This is a genomic window from Arthrobacter sp. PGP41, assembly GCF_002953935.1.
GTDB lineage: Bacteria > Actinomycetota > Actinomycetes > Actinomycetales > Micrococcaceae > Arthrobacter.
Genome location: NZ_CP026514.1, coordinates 816,437 through 834,650, shown reverse-complemented (window position 1 = coordinate 834,650; position 18,214 = coordinate 816,437). Strand labels below are relative to the sequence as shown.

The 18,214-nt window shown below is 65.8% G+C and carries 17 protein-coding genes and 2 riboswitches; of the genes, 5 read left to right on the top strand and 12 right to left on the bottom strand.

From position 1 onward, the window contains the following. Positions 1–69 precede the first annotated feature (69 nt). Both C3B78_RS03870 and C3B78_RS03865 read left to right on the top strand, forming a co-directional pair. Positions 70–804 (top strand): hypothetical protein, encoded by a 735-nt coding sequence (locus tag C3B78_RS03870; protein ID WP_104996895.1) that lies wholly within the window; start codon positions 70–72, stop codon positions 802–804. Further along, positions 801–1,538: a hypothetical protein gene (locus tag C3B78_RS03865; RefSeq protein ID WP_104996894.1), complete on the top strand. Its 738-nt coding sequence runs from the start codon at positions 801–803 to the stop codon at positions 1,536–1,538. Before C3B78_RS03870 ends, C3B78_RS03865 begins: the two co-directional genes overlap by 4 nt. A gap of 216 nt (positions 1,539–1,754) precedes the next feature. On the opposite strand, the gene C3B78_RS03860 is transcribed toward C3B78_RS03865, so the two are convergent. From C3B78_RS03860 to C3B78_RS03820, 10 genes are all read right to left on the bottom strand, one after another. Then, complete coding sequence (locus C3B78_RS03860; protein WP_104996893.1) at positions 1,755–4,805, bottom strand: alpha-mannosidase; 3,051 nt, start codon at positions 4,803–4,805, stop codon at positions 1,755–1,757. Between the two features lie 130 nt (positions 4,806–4,935). Then, a complete protein-coding gene (gene fdhD, locus C3B78_RS03855) occupies positions 4,936–5,814 on the bottom strand; it encodes a formate dehydrogenase accessory sulfurtransferase FdhD (RefSeq protein WP_104996892.1) in 879 nt (292 codons plus the stop codon). Positions 5,815–5,895: 81 nt separating this feature from the next. Next, entirely contained in the window at positions 5,896–7,272 is a 1,377-nt protein-coding gene (locus C3B78_RS03850; RefSeq protein WP_104996891.1) for a molybdopterin molybdotransferase MoeA, read from the bottom strand. Beyond that, entirely contained in the window at positions 7,269–7,568 is a 300-nt protein-coding gene (locus C3B78_RS19810) for a DUF6457 domain-containing protein (RefSeq protein ID WP_234005508.1), read from the bottom strand. Before C3B78_RS19810 ends, C3B78_RS03850 begins: the two co-directional genes overlap by 4 nt. 10 nt (positions 7,569–7,578) lie before the next feature. Further along, positions 7,579–8,220, bottom strand: a complete 642-nt coding sequence (gene mobA, locus C3B78_RS03845) for a molybdenum cofactor guanylyltransferase (RefSeq protein WP_234005507.1) — start codon at positions 8,218–8,220, stop codon at positions 7,579–7,581. A 49-nt stretch (positions 8,221–8,269) separates the two neighbouring features. After that, positions 8,270–8,770, bottom strand: a complete 501-nt coding sequence (locus C3B78_RS03840; RefSeq protein WP_104996890.1) for an HNH endonuclease — start codon at positions 8,768–8,770, stop codon at positions 8,270–8,272. A 259-nt stretch (positions 8,771–9,029) separates the two neighbouring features. Continuing rightward, a complete protein-coding gene (locus C3B78_RS03835; RefSeq protein WP_104996889.1) occupies positions 9,030–9,791 on the bottom strand; it encodes an NlpC/P60 family protein in 762 nt (253 codons plus the stop codon). A 159-nt stretch (positions 9,792–9,950) separates the two neighbouring features. Further along, complete coding sequence (locus C3B78_RS03830) at positions 9,951–10,622, bottom strand: C40 family peptidase (protein ID WP_104996888.1); 672 nt, start codon at positions 10,620–10,622, stop codon at positions 9,951–9,953. A 70-nt stretch (positions 10,623–10,692) separates the two neighbouring features. After that, positions 10,693–10,874: riboswitch (cyclic di-AMP (ydaO/yuaA leader) on the bottom strand. Between the two features lie 128 nt (positions 10,875–11,002). After that, positions 11,003–11,824 (bottom strand): M23 family metallopeptidase, encoded by an 822-nt coding sequence (locus C3B78_RS03825; RefSeq protein ID WP_104996887.1) that lies wholly within the window; start codon positions 11,822–11,824, stop codon positions 11,003–11,005. A 10-nt stretch (positions 11,825–11,834) separates the two neighbouring features. Beyond that, a riboswitch (cyclic di-AMP (ydaO/yuaA leader) is annotated at positions 11,835–12,052 on the bottom strand. Positions 12,053–12,195: 143 nt separating this feature from the next. Then, positions 12,196–12,888: a metal-dependent transcriptional regulator gene (locus C3B78_RS03820; RefSeq protein WP_104996886.1), complete on the bottom strand. Its 693-nt coding sequence runs from the start codon at positions 12,886–12,888 to the stop codon at positions 12,196–12,198. A 279-nt stretch (positions 12,889–13,167) separates the two neighbouring features. On the opposite strand from C3B78_RS03820, the gene serC reads away from it, so the two are divergent. After that, positions 13,168–14,298: a phosphoserine transaminase gene (gene serC / locus C3B78_RS03815; RefSeq protein ID WP_104996885.1), complete on the top strand. Its 1,131-nt coding sequence runs from the start codon at positions 13,168–13,170 to the stop codon at positions 14,296–14,298. 65 nt (positions 14,299–14,363) lie between these two features. On the opposite strand, the gene C3B78_RS03810 is transcribed toward serC, so the two are convergent. Together C3B78_RS03810 and C3B78_RS03805 are read right to left on the bottom strand one after the other, a co-directional pair. Continuing rightward, positions 14,364–14,858, bottom strand: a complete 495-nt coding sequence (locus tag C3B78_RS03810; RefSeq protein WP_104996884.1) for a DUF3027 domain-containing protein — start codon at positions 14,856–14,858, stop codon at positions 14,364–14,366. Positions 14,859–14,864: 6 nt separating this feature from the next. Next, on the bottom strand, positions 14,865–15,248 hold the full coding sequence (locus tag C3B78_RS03805) for a cold-shock protein (RefSeq protein ID WP_104996883.1): 384 nt from the start codon (positions 15,246–15,248) through the stop codon (positions 14,865–14,867). Positions 15,249–15,475: 227 nt separating this feature from the next. Between C3B78_RS03805 and C3B78_RS03800 the strand changes: the two genes are divergently transcribed. Together C3B78_RS03800 and C3B78_RS03795 are read left to right on the top strand one after the other, a co-directional pair. Beyond that, positions 15,476–15,709: a hypothetical protein gene (locus C3B78_RS03800; RefSeq protein ID WP_104996882.1), complete on the top strand. Its 234-nt coding sequence runs from the start codon at positions 15,476–15,478 to the stop codon at positions 15,707–15,709. Between the two features lie 10 nt (positions 15,710–15,719). Then, a complete protein-coding gene (locus C3B78_RS03795; protein ID WP_104999621.1) occupies positions 15,720–18,206 on the top strand; it encodes a helicase-associated domain-containing protein in 2,487 nt (828 codons plus the stop codon). Positions 18,207–18,214 lie beyond the last annotated feature (8 nt).

The window sequence follows — 18,214 nt, the reverse complement described above, 5'->3', positions numbered from 1 at the left end:
TCCTGGTAAAACCAGGCCACCAAGGGCAGGCTAAAATCTACGAAACACCCGTTCTGCAGAGAGCACTTCATGACCCTCCCCGCCAAGGCGTTCCAGCGCTGGCTGCAAGGTATTGCGCCGGACGCCAGCACGGCAGATGTCTGCAGGGTCTCCGGGATCAAGCGGACCACGCTCGCCCAGCAGCTGGTCCGCGGAAAAGTCGCTGTGGGCACGGTGGTCAGCATCAGCCGCGCGTACGGCGTTAATCCTGTTGCAGCCCTCGCCAGCTTCGAAGCCTACCGGGACCTGGCAGGCCCCCTGCGTCCCCCCACCCCCGCTGAACTGGTGAGCCAGATCTCCACGGCCGACCTCCTGCGGGCACTGCTGGCGCGGCCGGCGATGGAAGCAGCCGTCCCCGCCAAGGAAACACTGCCGCTCTCCGCTGTCCCGCACTCCACGTCGGTAAAGAACTGGGTTGATGCAATTGACGACGGCGAAGTGCGGCACCGCGTTTCGGCGGCCACCGGCGTCGCGCCGCAAAACTACTCCGCCCAGCTGACCGCGAACCGGCTGTCCCCTGAACTGGCCATAGCCACGTCCCTCGCCGCCGGCGTCGGACCCACAGGCGGGCTCGTGGCTACCGGCCTCATCACGGAGGAAGAAGCCGGCTGGCCGGCCGGCGCCCGGCAGGGGGCATTGGACAGCCTGTCCGACGGCGACCTCACGGCCCTGGCCGGTGACAGGCTGCAGGCACTGGGCAAGGTGTTGCGGCGCCAAGAACAGGACCAGGCGCAAACCGAAAAAATCTGGGAGAACCTGGGATGATCGAAATTCTTCAGTGGTCCACCCTTGCCACCTGCGGCCTTGTGGCCGCTGCCCGCATCCCCAGCGCACTGCGCGGCGAGAACAGGTCGCTCTTCTATATCTTCGCCCTGATGACCGCCGCCATCCTCCTGAGCATCGAAGCACCGTACGTAGCCATCGATCACGCGTTGGGCGGCATCAACCTTGCCAACCTGCTGCTGCGGTTCATCATCTTTGCCGCCATCTATTTCATCGGGATCCGCGTCACGCTCGGCTTCGGTGCCGAAGGCGCCTACCGGCTCATCACGGGGAAGGCCGGCATGATTGTGCTGGGGGTCGTTTCGCTGGTGATGACAGTGGTGTTCTTCATGATGGACACCACGGGCTCATCGGCGGGGCTGTCGGCAATGTCAGTCAGAAGCGAGAACAACGCCCTCTTGGCGCAGTACTACGGTGCCGCGGGCCGAGCCTACCCCGCATATGTGGGCCTGGTCCTGCTGCCCGCCATGGCGCGGGCTGTCCGGAGCCGGCTGCCGGTGCTGGTGCGGGCGGCAGCCGGCCTTCTTGCCCTGGGCGGCGCGGCGATCGGCCTTAGCCTGCTGTTTCCCCTGGTGCCTCCGGGGTGGAGCGCCATCATGTTCGTGGTCAACTACACCGCGGTGCTGTGTTACGTGGTTGGGCTGGCGCTGATCTGGGCGGCCCGGGTGCGCAGCGGCAGGCCTTTGTCCACCAAGAGGACATATACCGAAAAGTAACCGAGCGGGCTTTCACAAAAACATTAGAATATGAAACAATCATGAATGTGTGAAGGTGGAGCGCAGGGCGTTTTCGAACGGGGATATTTCTTGAACGCTGGCGCTCCGGGGGCCTTTGCATGCATTGGGGGGATGAGTGGTGGCGGGACGTTGGGGACCGCCCCCACTCAGCCTATTTAAGGCACTTTTCGGGGCGCTAAGCCCCACTCCCACGGCTTACTTCGAAGCTGGGCCAGCCGCCCGGGACACCCTCAGGGTCACCAGCTGGAACGGCCTCAAAGCCAGATCCACTCCGCCCTGGCCCGGTTCCACTCCGGGGGCCGGGACCGGGCGCTCCAGCAAGTCGACGGCAGTCACGGAGCGCACCTGAAAGTTCGCCGTGAGCTTCCCCGCAGAGCGCTCGCCCAGTGATTCGTACAGGCGGACAACCACGTCGCCGGACCCGTCCTCGGCCAGCTTGACCGCTTCAATGACCAGCGCAGGGTTCGATACGGAGAAGAGCGGTTCCACCGGTGAAGCGCCGCGGACCAGCCGGGGCATGAGGTTGGTTCGGTAGCCTTCCTCCACGGCACCGGCAATGCCGGCACCCGGACGGATGGTGACGGTGAGTTCATGAAGCCCGCGGTCGGCGTCGGGATCCGGGAACTTCGGGGCGCGCAGCAGTGAAAGCCGCACGGTAGTGGTGGTGCCGCCGTCCGAATCCCTGATGTTCCGCGTGACATCGTGCCCATAGGTGGATGAGTTGGAGATGGCCACGCCATAGCCTGGCTCGGCAACGTGGATCCACCGGTGTGCGCAGATTTCGAACTTTGCCGTTTCCCAGGACGTATTGGTGTGGGTGGGCCGGAAGACGTGGCCGAACTGCGTCTCCGCCGCCGACCTCTCCGCCCGGACATCCAGGGCGAAACCGAGCTTCAGCAGCTTTTCGCGTTCCTGCCAGTCCACGGAGGTGGTGATTGACAGGGAGGGACTGCCGGCCGCAAGGCTGATGTGCTGAGTAACGGCGGACGCGCCGGCAAGCCGCTCCACCGAGACAACGGCCGCTGCCCCCTCCCGGCTCAACCGCAGGGATGCCGCCTGGGTCAGCGGCGTGACATTGCGCCGGTAGAACCCGTCGATGTCCCAGGCGTCCCATTCGTTGGGCGTGTCGCGGTGCAGTTCCAGGAGGTTGCCGCGCTGGCCAGGGGCAATGGCTTCGCGCCCGGTGGCATGATCCACCAATGACGTGAGGAGCCCGTTACCGTCCAGCACCGCGCGGATGACGCCATTGTCCAGGATGTAGCCGCCGTCATGGGCCTTGGCGTACACCTCTTCGGCCGGCACCGCCGGTTCGCCCGCAGCCAGGGCGGCCACGCCGGCCCTGGCATGCGGCGCTGCGTTCAGCAGGAACATCCGTTCGCCGTTTCCCAGCACGGCGGCGGCCGCTTGGCCGATGATGGCTTCAAGGGCTTCGCCGATTGCCTGGTAGTTGCGCTCGGCATCCTGGTGTACCCAGGCAATGGAGCTGCCGGGCAGGATGTCATGGAACTGCTGCAGCAGCACCAGTTGCCAGAGCCGTTTGAGCTCGGCGGCCGGGTAGGCGTAGGCGCCGCTGGTACGTACGGCGGCCGTGGTGCACCACAATTCTGCCTCCCGCAGCAGGTGCTCGCTGCGTCGGTTGCCCTTCTTGGTCCTGGCCTGGCTGGTGTAGGTTCCGCGGTGCAGTTCGAGGTACATCTCGCCAACCCAGACCGGCAGGACGGGGTAGTCTTCCTCCGCCTGCGTGAAAAAGCTCTCGGCCGAGCCGATCCGGACTTTGGGCGAGCCTTCCAGATTGGCGGTGCGGGACGCTGCCGCCAGCATTTCCCGGGTTGGTCCGCCGCCGCCGTCGCCGTAGCCGAACGGCACCAGGGATACCGTGCCACGCCCATGGTCGCGGTAGTTCCGTTCAGCGTGGGCCAGTTCGCGGCCGGTCAGCTCCGAGTTGTAGGTGTCTACCGGCGGGAAGTGGGTGAACAGTCTGGTGCCGTCGATGCCCTCCCAGTTGAAGGTGTGATGGGGAAACTTGTTGGTTTGGTTCCAGGAGATCTTTTGGGTCAGGAACCAGCGGCTGCCGGCAGACTTGACGATCTGCGGCAGTGCAGCGGAGTAGCCAAATGAATCAGGCAACCAGGCTTCGTGGCACTCAATGCCGAATTCAGCCATGAAGAAGCCTTTGCCCTCCACGAACTGGCGTGCCATGGCCTCACCGCCGGGCATATTGGTGTCCGACTCGACCCACATGCCGCCCACGGGGACGAACTGGCCGGCGCGGACCTTCTCGCGGATACGGCTGAACAACTCAGGGTAGAGCTCCTTGATCCAGGCCAGCTGCTGGGCCGAGGAACAGGAGAACACAAAGTCCGGATGTTCATCCATCAGGGACACCACGTTGGAGAAGGTCCGTGCACACTTGCGGACAGTCTCCCGCACCGGCCAAAGCCAGGCGGAGTCGATGTGGGCGTGGCCGGTGGCCACCAGTTGGTGCGCTGAGGCATAGGCCGGCCGGGCCAGTACTTCAGCAAGTGCTTCACGTCCTGCTGCCGCCGTGCCCGCAACATCGTCCGGGTCCATGATGTCCATCATGCGTTCAAGGGCGCGGAGGATTTCATGCCGCCGCGGCAGTTCCAGGGGCAGTTCCGCCATCAGGCCGGAGAGGGTCCAGATATCCTGCTGGAGTTCCCAGACCGCCTGGTTCATTTCCGCAATGGCGATGTTCCCCAGCCGGTACTGTGGCGCCGTCCCGGCCGTTGATTTGTCGCCGTACGGCATGGCGGCAAAGGTCCAGCCCTGCGCCACGTCCGGGTTCGCGGCGGCCTCCACGTAGAAGTCGACCGCCATGCCGCCACCCAGCAGCTTCAGCGGTATGTACTGGTTCCTGGGCGAGACAGCCTTGATGATGGTGCCGTCGGGACGCCACGCCATGCCTTCGCACTGGAAGCCGGGAATTTCGGTAGTGAATCCAAGGTCCACGAGCACTTCAACAGTGGTATCCGGCCCGGTGCCCCACGATTCGGGGACCTCGCCCTGGAGCCGGAGCCACTTCGTCCCCCACGGCTTGCCCCAAGGGACCCCATGCTCCTGCGGCTGGAAGTCCTGCCGCATTGCCTCCAGCGCGGGGACTGGCTCGTCGGGCGCATCCCAGCTGCTCAGCGCGAGGGGAAGGCTCCGGCTGTAGACCGCCGGGCTGATGCGCTCACGCACGAACCTTTGGAGGCGGACTTCCGTTATCCGGCGGTCGTCATGCAATGTGGGCCTTCTTTAGCGGTTGGGACTGGAGCATGCTGTCCATTCGATGGATAAATCTACCCGCTGGTAGCCCGTTTACCAACCCTTTCGGAAAACGCATCCCGGACGTTGCCCTGCGCGCAAGTTAAGCTTACGACGGCGGCGCGGCAGCCACCGGCCGCCGTATCCTTCCGTCACCGGCATAGATGTTAAGGCTTGTTCCCCTGCTGAAGCCGGCGAGGGTCACTCCGCTGGCCTCGGCCAGTTCGACGGCAAGGCTCGACGGTGCACTGACCGCGGCGAGGACGGGGATTCCGGCGAGCGCGGCCTTTTGGACCAGCTCGAAGGATGCCCGGCCGGAAACCTGGAGCACGGTGCCGCTCAGCGGCAGCAGACCTTCGCGCAGGGCCCACCCCACAACCTTGTCCACGGCATTGTGCCGCCCCACATCCTCCCGAAGGCACAGAAGCTGGGCGCCGCCGTCGTCCCCTATTTTGAAAAGCCCGGCAGCATGGACGCCGCCGGTGTCGTCAAAGAGGCGCTGGGACTCCCGGAGGATGCCCGGAAGCGAGGCAAGCACCTCCGCGGAGACGCTCAGGGGATCCCCGGCGGGGCTGAAGTGCGAGGATTTCCGGACGGATTCTATGGAGTCGGTCCCGCAGATGCCGCATGAGCTGGAGGTGTAGACGTGCCGGCCGATTGAAGGAAGCTCAACGCCTGGCCGCAGCTGGGCCTCCACCACGTTGAAGGTCTGCACCCCGTTTTCGTCTTCCCCGGCGCAAAAGCGCAGCGAAACGAGCTGGCCGGACTCCCAGATGACGCCCTCGGAGACCAGGAACCCGGCCACCAGGTCAAAGTCATCCCCCGGCGTGCGCATGGTTACCGAGTAGGACAGGCTGCCCAGCCGGATTTCCAGCGGCTCTTCCACCGCCAGGACGTCCTCCCGGTACCGGACCGGGAACTCGAGGGCCTTCGGGGAGCCGTCCAGTACATACTTGTGCACCTTGCGGCGCTGGGTCACGCGTCCCATCTTCCACCGTTCCTGTCCATGTCTCCATCATCGCAACCGCTTTGGGGTGATGCCAGCGTGGCTGCACCATGCGGGCACGCCTCAGCCAAGGAGTGCGCTCCAGTCTACGGGGCCGGCCGGCGCCGGTTTGGCGGCCGGCCTGCCTGTCCGTCCGGCACTGCGCGCCTTCGGCTTGGCAGCGGGGTCGGGTGGCGCGGGGATGGGCGGCCCCCAGGGAAGGGCAAAGGCGGGCACCAGCTCTCCCAACTGCACCCCATGGGGAGGCACAACCATCACGCCGTCCGCTGAAGCCAGCCCGCGCATCATGCCCGGGCCGGTGTGCTGGGCCGGAGAGGCCATGCCGTAAAGCAGGCGGAACGGGACCAGGCGCGTGCGCCCGGGTTCGGGATCGAGGGTGGTTCCGCAGGGCACCTCCTGCACTGCGGGCAGGGGGCGGTGTCCCAGCGCCGCCAGCAGCGGGGCCCCCACTGTGGAGAGGGCCATCATGGCTGCAAGGGGGTTTCCCGGCAGTCCCAGTACGAACCGCCCGTCCGGAAGTTCGGCCAGGACGGCCGGGTGTCCGGGACGCATGGCCACGCCGTCAATAATCAGCCGTCCGCCCAGCTCCCGCACTGCCCTGCGAAGGTGGTCCGTTCCGGACTTTCCCGTCCCGCCCGTGGTGATGACGACGTCGGCCGGCAGGTCCGGCGCGCCCGGCACCCCGGGAATCACGTCCTCCAGTGCCGCCAGCCACTCAGCGTACGAATCGCCGATCCGTTGCTGCCCGCCGGCCAGCCCGCCCAGCATGCCCACCACGGCGGGCAGCTGCGGGCCGAAAGTGTCACGCACCTGGCCTGGAACCGGCACGCCGCGCCCAACCACTTCAGAACCGGTCAGCAGCAGCCGGACCAGGGGCTTTCCCTGGACCACCAGTTCGTCATAACCGGCAAGGGCGGCGAGGGCGAGGTGCGCAGGGTTCAGCACCGCCCCGGCCTTGACGAGGATGTCCCCTTCCGAGGCCTCCTCCCCTGCTTTCCGGACATGCTGGCCTGTGCGGGGTTCGCCAGGACGGGCAGTGCCGCCGGTCACCAGGACGGGCAGCCCGTCTTCGTCTTTGTCCAGGCGGGCGCTTTCGCTGCGCAGCACCGCCTTTGCCCCGGGCGGTATGAGTCCCCCCGTAGCAATGGGACTGGCCTGGTGCGGGGCCAGCGGCGAACCTGCTTCCACCAGAATCCACGGCCCTGTGCCGTTAACGGCCCAGCCGTCCATCGCCGACGACGCATAGTGGGGCATCTCCTGCAAGGCCACAATGTCCTGGTCCAGCCTGCGTCCGAGGGCCAGTTCCAAGGGAACAGGGCCGGCGGGGATTGGAGTGCCGGCGTCGAACGCTGCCTGCCGGGCGTCTTCCCACGTATGGTCGAGGTGCCTCGGTTCCCCGCCCTCGGGGGCATCCGCTACTTCCTGGGAGTCCTTCGTCATTCGCCGGGAGCCCCGGCGGCTTCAGCATCGTAGTCGGCAGCCAGGGAACGGGCCACGGCCAGCGCGGACTCCATGGATGCAGCATTGGGTGCCCGGCCCGACCCGGACGCCAGCCCGGCGGCATAACCCGCAATGAACGTCGTCAGGGGCGCGGCCGGACGGACCACCGAATGGGCGGCCACACCGGCCAGGGCGAGGATGGCGTTGACGTCCACCTGGACGTCCTCCAGTTCATAGGCCTGGAGCAGGGACCTGCACCACTCCTCCAGCGTTTCATCCTGGCTTTTCACGAACATGCCTCCCTATTTAACTGCGGTTGCGCCGGTCCTGGCCTTTGTCCTGGTTGCCGGCGGCAATCCCTAGTGCGGCGGCATCATCCCAGGTGTCCACGTCTGCCGTGGAACCTGCAGGGACGGTGACAGGCTGCACCTCCAGACTAGCAAGGAGGGAGCGCACGGAGCCGTTAATAAGGGCACCACGGGACGAGAGCTGTGCTGCCGATGTTTTTAACGCAGCTGTGCGGTAAAGACCGGCCAGCGGCTGGAGCCGGCCGTCTTCTGCGCGGGCCATGGCCCCGTCTGCGTCCGCTGAAACCATCGCGGCCACCAGTACCGGCACTGCGTCCCGGACCAGCGGCATGTCACACGCCAGCACCAGGGTGAACTCCGCCCCGCGCCCGTCCCGGGCCAAGGCGTCGAGTCCGGCGGAGATGGCGGCTGCCGGCCCTGCGAACTGCGGCTGCTCCCGGCAGAAAAGTACTCCGGGAAGTGAATGTCCGGCTCCCGGGCCCACCACCACCGTGCGCGAAGCACCTGCTGCAGCGGCCAGTGCGCGCTCGAGGAGGGTGTCATGGTGGAAAACCAGGTCCTGTTTCGGGACCCCACCCAAGCGGGAGGACCGGCCACCGGCCAGGATCACTGCATCGAAGTCCAGCCGGTTCTGTTCCATTCCCCCAGCCTAGCCATCTGTGGCGTTGCGGCGTGCCGAAGGTTTCCGGTCAGGCGGCGCGCTCCGGCAGCAGGAACGGATCCCAGGCGGGGGTGGGTTTCTCAAGTTCCTTGATCTGCCAGATGGTTCCATGCGGTGGCTCCGGGACGAAACGTAGTTTCCAGCCCATTTCAGCCGGCGTATGGTCGCCCTTGACGTTGTTGCAGCGCAGGCAGGCCGCCACCAGGTTCTCCCAGGAGTCCTCACCGCCCCGGGACTTGGGGTGGACATGGTCGATGGTGTGGGCCGCTTTTCCGCAGTACGCGCATCTGTGGCCGTCGCGTCTGAGCACCCCGCGGCGGCTGACAGCGGTGGCCTGGTTGTACCTCGGACGGATGTAGCGGTTCAGGAGAATCACGGAGGGACGTCCCAGGATTTCCTGCGGTCCCACCACGGGATCATCGCCTTCGGCAACCACGCTGGCCTTGCCCGTGAGCACAAGCACCAGCGCCCGGCGGAAAGTGATCACCGCCAGGGGCTCATACCCAGCATTCAGAACGAGAGTGCGCATGCACGTACCTCTTCACGGCCGCACCCGTCCAGGGGCACGAGGGCCGGCTGCCCTCGGCATGTCCGGGCTATGGATCGACACCACAAGAGTAAACACAGAAGCGCGTGTTCAGCTAATCGCCCTGTCCCAGAACTGTCGTGTCGGTCCAGTCAAGGGGCGCATGCTGAACGGCCGGAGCAGCGCGCAATTAAAAGGAAAGAACCCTTGCCGCGAGGGCAAGGGTTCTTTGCGTCCTGGTTGGACCGCCGGTGGTGGCGTCTCAGTTAACCCGGATGAAGACGGGGCCGGAGCCGACGTTGGCGCTGAAGACCACCGTCTGGTTTCCGTTGTAGCCACCGTGGACGGCCTGGCCGTTGCCTGCGTAGACAGCAATGTGTGCCATGCCGGCGCCACCGTCTGCGTAGTAGATCAGGTCGCCCGGCTGCGCCTCAGCGGCACTGACGGTGCGGCCCAGGGAGAGGTAGCCTGCAGGCCAGTCGTGGAAGTTGATCCCCACTGCTGCCAGGGAGTTCGTGACCAGCATCGTGCAGTCCTGCATAACGCCCAACTGGGCGTACGCAGCGGACAGGATGGCTGCACCCTTGCCGCTGGCGGAAGCAGTGGGAGCGGCGGCAGGGGCCGTGGAAACCGTGGCGGTGACCTTGGGAGCAGCAGGCTTGGCGACGGGGGCCGGCTCGGCCTCCTGGACCTCGACAGGTGCGGGTTCTTCGATAACCGGGGCCGGCGTGGTGGTGACGGCGGGCTTTTCGAAGGTGATGTTGATCGTGGAAGCCGCGGAGATGGGGGCTTCGACGGCCGATTCAACTTCCAGGGTGGATGCGGGAGCGGAGTCGCGCTGGACGTTGGAGTCGGCAGCGTTTGCCGCGATGCCGCTGGTCAGTACCAGGCCGGAAGCGGCGGCGATGACCGCGGCCTGGCGGCCTACGCCACCGGCGTTCTCGCCGACAGCCTTGGCGATGATGGCGATTGAGTTGGTTTTGGTGACTTCGGCGCGATGCCGTGCGGTGGCACGAGTAGTCATCAGTTCTCTCTTTCGTTTTCCTCAGGCCGTTGTGGGCACCAAGGGATGCGGACGCGCCGGCATCTTGGGGGTATGCCGGCACGCCCCGAACGGGGATGTGGTGTTAGCGGAAAGCGTGGTGGAGCAAAGAAATAGTTCCTGGACCCGAGGGTCCAAGAACTATTTGCTGACGGTGAAGAACGAAGACGTGCCGGTGGCGGCCACGGCGTGGAGCAGCGTGCCCTGGGAGGGGTTGAGCGCGCTGACCATCATGCCGTTCCCGACGTAGATGCCGACGTGCGCTCCGCCGTTCTGCATGACCAGGTCTCCGGGCTGCGGGGTGGAGGTGGGGGTCATGGCAGTCCAGGCGTTGACGCGGGGGATGCTGATGCCGGCCTGGGCATAAACCCACTGGGTGAAGCCTGAGCAGTCCCACCCGGTGACGGGGCTGGTGCCGCCCCAGACGTAGGGGCTGCCAATGCCCGTGTAGGCGATGGCAGCAATGCCGGAGGTGGCGGCGGAAGAGACAGTCTTGGCCAGCTTGTCCGCAGCAGATTCAGTAGTGGACGCTGCGCCCGTTTCGGTGGCGGTGGACTGTGCCCGCACCGGCTCCCGCTTCGGGGCGGCGGTGGTCTTGACCACGGGCCGCTCGAACGACACGGTGGCCGTGGGTGCTGCGGTGACTGCCAAGGCAGCCTGCGCAGAACCGGACTCGGTCGAAGCGGAAACACCAGCGGTGGTGTCCGCTGCGTTGGCGGGCAGGCCCATGCTGAGGATAAGACCGGAAGCTGCGGCGATGACGGCAGCCTGGCGACCTACTGTCCCGGCATTGGCACTAACAGCCTTGGACACAGTGTCCAAGGGGTTGGTACGAACCGTTTGCGCACGGTGGCGCGCAGAATTGTTGCGTGAAGACACGAAGGTAGCCTCTCCCAATGCCTACGAGGTGAGCTGTCGGATTCGGATGGGAGTCACCCGGCCGCGCTGCTTCCAAGGAAGTTTTGCGACTTAACCCCAAGGTCTTAGCCAAAGCCAAGACCAAAATTGGTTCCCCCGCCCCTGCCAGACGATGAAATGCGAACGGACCTTGAGCGGTGGCAGAGTTAGGCAATCCGCACAAGAGCGTCAACTTCGGAAAAGTTGACGCGAGTTAGACGGTACAGCAGTTTTGGGTGAATGTCACATTCAGGTCACGGCAAGTCGCGATCATCCGATAGTTCACCGTCATTTGGCTACAGCCAGCCAGTCGGATCGACCACTTCGCCGTTGACCTGCACCTCAAAGTGGAGGTGGCAGCCCGTGGAGGCGCCCGTGGTCCCGCTGAGGGCCACAACCTCCCCGCGTGAGACCGTCTGCCCCTCCCTCACATTGAAGGAGGAGAGGTGGTTGTAGGTGGTTTCCAAACCGTTGCCGTGGTCCACCACAACACGGTTTCCGCCGCCGAACTGGTGCCAGCCCACGAAGGTCACCGTGCCGGTAGCCGCAGCGAGGACGGACGTGCCGCACTGGGCCACGTAGTCCTGGCCGCGGTGGAAGTCGCCTGAGCCCCCGGTGATCGGACTGACACGGTAGCCGAACGGCGATGCTGTGGTCAGCGTGGCCAGCGGGGCGCCGAGGCTTCCTGCCGAGGCAGCACGTGACACAGAGCCGGCGGACTGGGCACTCAGAAGCTGCTTGAGCTTGCCGTCCGGATCCGCCTGGGTGACGACGGCAGAACGGCTGAAGTCGATCTGGGCACCGGCCTCGGCTGAGATCTGGGGCTGCGGGGTTGCGGCTGACGCTGCGACCGGTATAGCACCGGGAGCGTCGGTGGCCATCACGGGGCTGGTGGCCGGCACCGTCACGGTCAGCACCAGGCCTGTCGCCGCGAGGGCGATTCCGGCCTTCTGGCCGATCCCGCTCGCTGCGGCAAATTCGGTGACCTGGCGGAAGGGACCACGACGGCGGCGTGCATCACGGTGCGGATCGCGGGGGCGTTCCGTGGTGATGACTTCAACAACCCGCGGCGTCGAAGAGGGTACCGCCGCGCGGCGGCGTCCCCTGGGGGTCTGCATGGACAAGAAGGGTTCCTCTCTGGAAAGCCTGCGAAGTTAGCTGTCGGATTCGGGTCAGAGAGTTCAAAGACCCGGTCCGCCGTAAGCAAGCTTCGGCACAGAGGTATCCCCGGAGGATCCTTCACTGGAAGAGGCTTGCTGCTGACGGACTTCACCCCAAGGCAGTCCCCCGGCTGCCGTTTGTGGTTCCCCCGCCTCTGCCAGTAATGACTCGTGCACCTGATCCGCTGGCAGAGCTCGGCTCCGAATCAGGTAACGCTTTAGTATCAACGCTTGGGTTTAACTATAGGGCCAAAAGTCCCAAAGTAACAATTCCGTTATCTTTGCGTAACCGGCCCCCATTCGGGTAGCCGGGAGGCCCACAGCAGTCCCTAGCGTACGGCCACGAAGACGTGCGCCGCGACTTCCGGCGGCAGTTCCAAGGCCCCTTCGATGCCCGGGACGCGGACCGAGATGTACTCCCCGACCCGCTCCAGCGATACCGACGCACCGGGCCGGATTCCGCCTTCATCAAGCTGGACCAGCAGCTCGGGTTCCACCTGGATCGGCTCTGCGAGGCGGCTGACTGTCACCTCGGATGCCGGGCCGTAAGTCTTCATGGCCTCAAGCAGGCTGACTGCCGGATCCGCCGCGGACTGCGCCTGGCCCCCGAGGGCCGCCAATCCCGGGATGGGGTTGCCGTACGGGGACTCGGTGGGATGGTTCAGCATTTCGTAAATGCGCCGTTCCACCCGTTCGCTCATGACGTGCTCCCAGCGGCAGGCTTCGTCATGGACGTAGGCCCAGTCCAGCCCGATGACATCAGCCAGGAGCCGCTCCGCCAACCTGTGCTTCCGCATGACTTCGGTGGCGCGCTTCCGGCCCACCTCCGTAAGTTCAAGGTGCCGGTCTCCGGAGACAACCACCAGGCCGTCCCGTTCCATCCTGCCGATGGTCTGCGAAACGGTGGGCCCTGAGTGTCGCAGCCGCTCCGCGATCCGGGCGCGGAGGGCAACGATGTTTTCTTCCTCAAGCTCCAAGATGGTCCGAAGGTACATCTCCGTAGTGTCGATCAGATCCGTCATCCAGCTCAGCTCCTCGAGCGCAGTACCTTGCGTTGTCCCACCGTACCGCCTTCTCGTGCAGCGTGGTCCGTTGGAAAGCTTAGCCTATTTTGAATTTGTCCTAATAGTTGACGTCGTGGGCAGGGCGCTGTCTCAGTGTCTGGACTATGACGGTCCAGGTTCCCGCTGAAACAGCTGTTCAGGCAGAATGAAGGAGGGCCCGAGTGACAGCCGCCGCGACTGCCTGCCACCTACATCCGTCCGGACCAACACCCCGTCCACGCCGAAATTGGAGCACCTGTGAGCGAAAACAGCATCACTATTCCCGCCGACCTCCTCCCTAAGGACGGGCGGTTCGGCGCCGGTCCTTCCAAAGTCCGGCAGGAGCAGATCGATGCTTTGTCCGCCGCATCAAAGACCATCCTGGGAACGTCCCACCGGCAGGCCCCGGTCAAGAACCTGGTGGGATCCGTACGCGAAGGCCTGAGCCAGTTCTTCCGCGCCCCGGAAGGCTATGAAGTGGTGCTGGGCGTGGGTGGTTCCACGGCGTTCTGGGACGTCGCCAGCTTCGGCCTGGTGGAGAAGAAGGCCCAGCACCTCTCATTCGGTGAATTCGGCTCGAAGTTCGCGGCAGCCACCAACAGGGCGCCTTTCCTGGATGCCTCCTCCATCATCAAATCCGAGCCTGGAACCCGCCCTGCCGCGCAGGCTGAGGCGGGCGTTGATGCCTACGCCTGGCCGCAGAACGAGACATCCACTGGCGTTTCCGCTCCCGTGAAGCGGGTGGCAGGCGCGGATGAGGGCGCACTGGTCCTTGTCGACGCGACGTCGGCAGCCGGCGGCCTGGACGTCGACGTAGCGGAGAGCGACGTCTACTACTTCGCCCCGCAGAAAAACTTTGCCTCCGACGGCGGGCTATGGCTTGGCCTGTTCTCGCCGGCCGCACTGGAGCGTGCGGCCCGGATCAAGTCCAGCGGCCGCTGGATCCCGGACTTCCTGGACCTCCAGACGGCCATTGACAACTCCCGCCTGAACCAGACCTACAACACGCCGTCGCTGTCTACCCTGGTGACCCTGGACGCCCAGGTGCAGTGGCTGAACGGGAACGGGGGGCTTGACTTCGCTTCGGCGCGGACTGCTGATTCCGCCGGACGCATCTACAGCTGGGCGGAGTCCTCCGAATTCGCCACGCCGTTCGTCGCCAACCCGGACGAGCGCTCCAACGTAATCGCCACGATTGACTTCGACGATTCAGTGGACGCGGCCGCGGTGGCCAAGGTCCTGCGCGCCAACGGCATCGTGGACACGGAGCCGTACCGGAAGCTGGGCCGCAACCAGCTGCGCATCGCCACGTTCGTGGCCATCGAGCCGTCCGACGTTTCTGCCCTGCTGGCCAGCATCGACTACGTAGTGGGCGAACTGCGCAAGTAGGCCAACTGCCTTAACGTACGACGGCGCCGCCCGGGATCATCCCGGACGGCGCCGTTCGTGTGTGGTCAGGAAGTCCTTGCTTCGTCGCCGGGCTCCCCACCGTCGTCGGGCTCTTCGTCCCCGGATTCCTGGTCCTGGTCCTCTTCCGGCTCCTGGGCCGGCACCGGTTCCGGCTCCTGCTCGTCCTCGGGACGGACGCGTTCTGCCCATGGCACCCATTCCGGGGCAAGGATCGAATCTTCCGACGGCAGGAGGCCTAGCTCGTTGACGGTGACCACCTTGGAGCGGGAGTTGCGGGTGAGCACCGCATACCATTGCCAGCCCAGGTAGCCGGCCAGCCTGGATTCAAACAGATGGGTCACCAGGCGGTCGCCTTCGCTCTTGGCCGCAAGGTGTTGGCCGATCGTTGCCGGTGCCGTGATGCCCTCGATGGCCGTGCGGGCGGTGTCCACCGCTGCGGCCAGGAAGGCATCAGGCTTCCCTGTCCGCCACACCGGGACTCCAGCGCGGCGCCTGGACACAGTCTTAGCCCCTACCGGCTGTTCAGCTTCCGGGTTCATCGGTGCCTAAACGTCCAGCTCGTCGGCAACCTTGCGCAGGGCAGCGGCGATGGCCTTGCCCTTGTTGCCTTCCGGGTACTTGCCTGCGGAAAGGGTCCCGGAGAGATTGTCCAGCACGGTCACCAGGTCCTGGACCAGCGGGGCGAGTTCCTTGGCGTTGGGCCGCTTGGCCTTGGCGATCGAGGGCGTCTTGTCCAGCACGCGCAGGCCCAGGGCCTGGGCGCCCTTGCGTCCATCGGCTACCCCGAATTCAACCCGGGTGCCGGCCTTGAGCTCTGTTACGCCTTCGGGCAGCGACGATTTGGGCAGGAATACCTCCTGGCCGTCTTCGCCTGCGAGGAACCCGAAGCCCTTGTCCTTGTCATACCACTTGACCTTGCCGGTAGGCACGTAATCAACCTTCTTCGTTCTGACGTCTTCTGACACGGCCAGCCGTCACCGCATCCGCATTGCAATGCGGGTTCAAGGTATGGCGGCTGCGGACCGTGTTGGTCTATCCCCCAAGGTTATCCTGCCTACCGCCCTATTGACGCTTTCAATGGCCCAGTGCAACCTTCCGGCTGCCTTCCTCCAGCACCATTCACTCCCGGTGCGGCAGGAGCGGTAGCGTTGCGTCCATGACACCCTCGCGCTACCGGCGTGCCCTGATGATCCTCGCCGCGGCTGTCGCCGTGCTTTCCCTAGTGGCAGTGGGCGCCGTGATGGCCCTTGCCTTTGCCGGCTCAGTGGCTCCGGCCTGGGTCACCTATATGGCGCTCTACGGCCTGCCGCTTGCGTTCCTCCTGATGCTGTTCCTGGTTCTGGACAGCGTTGCCGGGCGCCGCCGGGCAGCAAACCCGGACCGGCGGTAACGTTGGACTGATGTCCCTCATTCGCGCATTGAGCAAGGAGCTGGAGGCACGCAGCGACGATTCGCTGCGTGCGCTGTTCGATGCGCGGCCGGACCTCATTTCGCCCCCTGTTCCGGACTTCCCTGCCCTTGCCGCGCGGGCAAGTGCCCGGCTGAGCGTGCAGCGGGCACTTGAACGCCTCAACCGCCCGCAGATGCAGGTCCTCGAAACCCTCCACCTGTGCACCAATACGGACACCGGCCACAGCGCGTCCGCCGCGGGGCTCCGGAAGATGATTTCCGGGTCTTCGGCAGCCTCGGTGGAGCGGATCCTGCATTCGCTGCAGGAACTTGCGCTGGTGCACCGCGCCGAGCCGCCGCACGGTACCCCGGCATCCGCGGCGAAACACCACTACTACCTCCCGGTGGGTTCGCTGAAGGACGTGGTGGGCATCTATCCCGCCGGGCTGGGCAGGAGCTACACCGAGCTGGTCCGCCTTCAGCCGGCCTTCGCGCAGCGTGCCGTGCAGCTGGTGTCCGAGCTGCACCGCAGCGGTGTTGCCATCCACGAGGCCACCACCCCCATGGAGGCGGCGCTGGCGCTGCAGCATTGGACCGCCTCCCCCGAGGCCCTCCAGGGCATCCTGTCCACTGCCCCGGAGCGGACGACGGCGCTGCTCGCCAGGTTCCGGAACTGGGCCATGGGTGCCGTCCCCCAGGCGCAACGGAAGGCCTCAATCACCGCGGAGGGATCCGACGTCGGGCCTGTTGACTGGCTCCTGGCGCGGGGCCTGCTGGTGCCGCTGGACGCGGCGCACGTCGAGTTGCCGCACAGCGTGGGGATCTCGCTGCGCGGCGGTGCAGTGATCGACGATTTCACGTTGTCGCCACCGGTCCCCCGACTCGGCCGGACCTCAGCGGCGCTGCGCCGGAACGCAGCGCTCAGCGCCATTTCGGAGACGCTGCGCCTGGTAGGCGATTTGCTCCACGCCGTCGGGGAACAACCGCTCGCCACGCTGCGCAGCGGCGGTGTGGGAGTGCGCGAGATGCGGCGCCTTGCCGAACTGCTGCGGATCGACCTGCAGCACACGGGAATCCTGTTGGAGCTGTCCGCACTGGCCGGACTCATCCGCCTGGATGTCGATTCCTCGTCCTGGGTCCAGCCTCCGCAGCTGGAATGGCTCGTCCTGCCGCGGCAGGAACAGTGGCTCTGGCTAGTGAACGCCTGGCTGTCCAGCGAGCGCGTGCCGTCCCTGGTGGGCCAGCCCGTCCACGGAACGCGCAGCGTGCCGGCGGCCCACCGTTCCGCCTCCGGCACCACCATCATCGCGCTGTCAGCCGAAGCGCAGCGTCCTGATGCCCCGGTGGTCCGCAAGCGCATCCTGGAGATCCTGGATGAACTGACCGCCGAGGCAGGCGCCCCGGACGGGACGGCACCAGTACTTGATGCGGCAGCCGTTCTCCAGCGCGCAGAGTGGGCACAGCCCAGGATGGCCAGGCGGTTCAGCTCAATGATCCGCGGCGTGCTCGCCGAAGCCGAGCTCCTTGGCCTGGTGGGATCCGGAGCCCTGAGCCAGCTTGGAAGTGCGCTGGCGGAAGACAACCCTGAAGCCGCGCTTGCCATTTTGGGCGAACACCTGCCGGCAGCTGTTACACACGTGTTGCTGCAGGCCGACCTCACTGCCGTCGCCCCGGGGTACCTGGCCCCCGAACTGACCGGGAAGCTGCTGCTGATGGCTGACGCGGAAGGCCAGGGACCAGCCACCATCTACCGCTTTTCAGCCGGCTCCATCAAGCGTGCACTGGACAGCGGACACGACGCCGCCGCAATCCTTCAGTTCCTCCGTGAGCATTCTGCCACCGCGGTGCCCCAGCCGCTCGAATACCTTGTGGAGGACACGGCCTCACGGCACGGAAGGTTGCGGGTGGGGGCGGCAGCCAGCTTTATCCAAAGCGAAGACGAAGCCGCGCTCCTGGAGCTTCTCTCCGGGCCAAAGGCGTCCGGCCTGAACCTGGCGAAGATTGCCCCCACTGTCCTGGTTTCCTCCGCACCGCCGCGGGAAACCGCCCAGGTCCTCCGCAGACTGGGGCTCTCCCCGTCGGTGGACGGCGCGGATGAACCTGTGGTCCGGCTCCGGGCAACCCCGGCCCCGCAGGACCACCTGCGCCCTGTCTACACCGCCCCGCGGACTGCACCCGGGGCTGAGGAGGTGGATGCCCAGCTCGCAGTCCTGCGCCAGGCGGGTCCCGCCGTCGGACACCGCGGAGGTTCCGGACACGCCGGCGGTGAAGCCGGCACCCAGCTGGGGCTTGAAGCCCTGCAGCGCGCCATCAGGCTCAAGCAGCGGATCAGCATGAACGTGGTGGACGGGCTGGGGAATGCCAGCCTTGAGATAGTTGTTCCGCTATCTGTAAGCGGCGGACGCGTCCGGGTGTTTGATCCTGCCAAGGAAACAGAACGTGTGCTGTCCATCCACCGCATCATCGATATTGAGGCTGCAGAGGAACTGCGCCAGTGAAGGACTTC